The organism is Collinsella sp. AM23-17 (genome assembly GCF_003470945.1).
Classification (GTDB): domain Bacteria; phylum Actinomycetota; class Coriobacteriia; order Coriobacteriales; family Coriobacteriaceae; genus Collinsella; species Collinsella aerofaciens_O.
The window spans coordinates 1-3,649 of sequence record NZ_QRHU01000042.1 but is presented as its reverse complement, the minus strand read 5'-3'; the positions used below and the strand labels follow the sequence as shown (position 1 = coordinate 3,649).

Below are 3,649 nucleotides of genomic sequence, written 5' to 3'. Positions count from 1 at the left end.
GGTGTTAGCGCTACTGTAAAAACAACCATTTTGACCAACGCTCAACAACCAATCATGCCAACGCAGTCCCGCCATTTGCGCCAACGCATTTTCACCATTTCCACCAACGCCGGGGCTTACGCTTCGATCGACGAGCGAACGATGCTTTCGGGAGGAGCGGGCCGTGGCGGAGAAGAACCTGATCGGAGAGTTGGACATGTACAGGGAAGCGGGCATAAAGCCCAACTTCAGCGACATAGCGAAGCGCTACGGCAAGGACAGGCACACCGTGGCGTCGTACTGGAGGGCCGAGGGCGGGCGGCCCCACGACGGGCGCGGCGACAGGGCGGGCTCGTTCGACGCGCACATCGAGGAGGTGGCCGCCAAGGCGCAGCTGCCGGGAGTCACCAAGAAGGGCATCCACGAGTGGCTGCTGCACAGGTATCCCGGCGAGGACCTGGCCGGCTACAACGCCTTCACCCAGTTCATGCGCAAGAACGGCATCGCCGTCGGGGCCTCCGGCGGCCCGGAGCCGCACCCGCGCTTCGAGACGCCGCCCGGACTGCAGCTGCAGTTCGACTGGAAGGAGTCCGTCAAGATGGCGAACCGCGACGGCGAGCTGTTCGAGTTCAACGTGTTCGCGGCGACGCTGGGCCATTCCCGCAGGCACATATTCATCCGGTCGAGGACCAGGACGACCGACGACCTGGTCAGGTGCATGTACGCCACGATCGCGAGGCTCGGCGGCGTGCCGCGCGAGTGGGTCACGGACAACATGTCCGCCCTGGTGACGGTCAAGGGCGGCAGGCGCCTCAAGGTCCAGCGCGCGTACGAGTTCGCCAAGGCCGCCGGCTTCGAGCTGAAGCTGTGCCGCCCGCGCAGCCCCCAGACGAAGGGCAAGGTCGAGTCGTCGAACCGCTTCCTGTCGCGGCTCATGGCCTACCAGGGCGACTTCGACGGCTGGGACGACATCGACGAGATCGTCGCGCGGATCGAGGACGCCAGCAACTCCGAGCCCAACGAGACCACGGGGCTGCCTCCCTCCGCGCTGTTCATGGAGGAGAAGGACGCGCTGCTGCCCGTCGGCAACCTGCGCGCCCTCGAGGAGGCGATGGGCGACGTGGTGCGCGTGGCCAGGGTGCCGGCCACGATGCTGGTGAGCGCGCACGGCGAGCCCATGTCGGTGCCCAGGCGCTGCATCGGCAGGCCCGCCCGCATCGTCTGCATGCCCGGCGGCGCGATGGACTGCTACGTCGGCGGCGAGCTGGTGGCCACGCACGTGGCGGGCGGGCCGGCCTACGACCCGGCGCACTACGCCGAGGCCATGGCCGGCAAGCGGTGGTTCGGCGACGCCGCCGGCGACATCGAGGCGGCCGCCGCGGCCAACCTCGGCCTGCTCGACTCGATAGGGGGCTCGCTGTGAGCGCCGCCGTGCAGGCCAGCCCCCTCAACCGCCTGGCGGCCAACCTCGAGGAGCTGGGGCTCGAGGGCATGGCGTCGTCGGTGCCCGAGTACGTCAGGCTCGTCGCCGACGGGAGGAAGGGCCTGGTCGACGCCATGCTCGAGCTCACCGACGCCCAGATAGCCCTCAAGCGGCGCGCCGACGACGAGCGCCGCACGAGGATGGCCAACTTCCCCTACATAAAGACGCTGGCCGACTTCGACTGGGGCTTCCAGCCGAGCGTGCCGCGCGGGCTGGTCGAGCAGCTGGCCACGCTCGAGTTCATCGACCGCGGCGACAACGTCGTGCTCGTCGGCAGCCCGGGCGTCGGCAAGACCCACCTGTCGATAGCCATAGGCCACGAGGCGGTGATGGCCCGCAAGCAGGTGTACTTCGCCGACTGCTCGAGGCTGGTCGAGGACCTCAAGCGCGCCTCGGCGAAGGAGGCGCTGGCGCGCAGGATGCGGTTCTACGAGCACTGCAGCCTGCTGATAATAGACGAGCTCGGCTACCTCGACATCGGCAAGGAGGGCGCGGACCTGCTGTTCCAGCTGGTCAACAGGCGCTACGCGCTAAAGCGGTCGACCATCGTCACGACCAACGTGCCGGTGGGCAGGTGGGGCGACGTGTTCGGCAGCAACGTCACGGCCTCGGCGGTGGCCGACAGGCTCTGCCACCATTGCGCGATGATCAAGATAACGGGACGGTCGTACCGCCTGAAGGACGTATCCATCGGCGGCGAGGACGGGAAGGAGGAGGGAGCCTAGACGCCGAAAGCGGCGCATCCGCGTTGGCGAATCCGGCGCATCCGCGTTGGCGCGATTGGCGAAAATACGTTGGTGAAAATGGTGAAAAATATATTGACGCTAACACCAGGCACCTCGCGTCGCTGGGGATGCCCGTGCGCGAGGCGCTCTCCCCGGCGGGGATGCAGAGGAGGCGCCCGGGGCAGGGAAAGTGCTGGATTGGCTACACTGATGTGGACAGTTCCGGGAGGGGCGCAGGAGACGGGAGGGCCGTATATGAGGGACCCCAGGCACCCGAGGCATTTCACCGACGAGTTCAAGAGGCAGATAGTCGACCTCTACAACGCCGGCAAGCCCAAGCGCGAGATCATGGACGAGTACGACCTCGGCAAGAGCACCGTGGAGAGGTGGATCAAGTCGATAAACGCGACCGGCTCGCCGCGCGCCGCGTGCAACCGCACGCCCGAGCAGAACCGGATCCTGGAGCTCGAGCGCGAGAACCGCAGGCTCCGGATGGAGGTCGACGTCTTAAAACAAGCGGCGCTGATATACGCTCGAAAGTGAGGGCCATAGCGGCCAACGAGGGCCGCTACCCCATATCAGCGCAGTGCAGGCTCCTCGGCGTCGCGAGGTCGACGTACTACTCCATGCGCTCGCGGGCCGACCGGCCCGCCGCGCCGGACCCCGCCGCGCCGGCCGTGGTCGCGGCCCACGCCGCCAGCAAGGGCCGGTACGGCTCGCGCAAGATAAAGGCGTCGCTCGAGAGGTCGGGCGTCACCGTCAGCCGGCGCCGGGTCTGCCGCATCATGAGGGAGAACGGCCTGGTCAGCGCATACGGCAGGAAGAGGTTCAAGGTGCACCCCGGGGCGGTCAACGAGGCCGACGTGCCCAACGTCGTCGCGCGCGGCTTCGGCGGCAGGGCGCCGCGCACCCATATATGCAGCGACCTGACCTACGTGCGCGTCGGGGCCTCGTGGAACTACGTCTGCCTGCTCGTCGACCTCTACAACAGGGAGATCGTCGGCCACTCCGCCGGGCCCAGGAAGGACGCCCGGCTGGTCAAGTCGGCGTTCGCGACGCTCTCCTTCCCCATCTCGGACATCGAGGTCTTCCACACGGACCGCGGCAGCGAGTTCGACAACGCCGAGATCGACCTGATGCTCGAGGCCTTCGGCATTGAGAGGTCGCTGTCGGCCAAGGGCTGCCCCTACGACAACGCCGTCGACGAGTCGACCAACAGGATACTGAAGGCCGAGCTCGTCCACCGCGAGACGTTCGGCACGACGCGCGAGCTCCGGGCCAAGCTCTCGGACTACGTGCACTGGTACAACAACTTCAGGATCCACTCGACGCTGGGCTACATGTCTCCGGTCGAGTTCAGGGAGGCGGGGCTGTCCCTCCCGGAATCGTCCAAATAGGTGTTGCCAATCCAGGTCGAGGTTCCGCGGGATGGCGGGGCCGAGGCTGATGGAGGAGCTCCCCT

The 3,649-nt window shown here is 67.2% G+C and carries 3 protein-coding genes; all 3 read left to right on the top strand.

Annotated elements, in window-relative coordinates; genetic code table 11:
• The first annotated feature begins 163 nt into the window (after positions 1-163).
• The 3 genes from istA to DW645_RS09725 all read left to right on the top strand — a co-directional run bounded on the left by istA (position 164) and on the right by DW645_RS09725 (position 3,584).
• Positions 164-1,402, top strand: coding sequence for an IS21 family transposase (gene istA, locus DW645_RS09735; protein WP_117655710.1), 1,239 nt, complete (start codon positions 164-166; stop codon positions 1,400-1,402).
• Positions 1,399-2,187, top strand: coding sequence for an IS21-like element helper ATPase IstB (istB, locus tag DW645_RS09730; RefSeq protein WP_118227345.1), 789 nt, complete (start codon positions 1,399-1,401; stop codon positions 2,185-2,187). Before istA ends, istB begins: the two co-directional genes overlap by 4 nt.
• A 255-nt stretch (positions 2,188-2,442) precedes the next feature.
• Positions 2,443-3,584 (top strand): IS3 family transposase gene (locus tag DW645_RS09725; RefSeq protein ID WP_370448105.1). Its coding sequence is split into 2 segments (ribosomal slippage): positions 2,443-2,701 and positions 2,701-3,584, totalling 1,143 coding nucleotides; the frame shifts between segments, so codons are not numbered across the junction.
• The last annotated feature ends 65 nt before the right edge of the window (positions 3,585-3,649 follow it).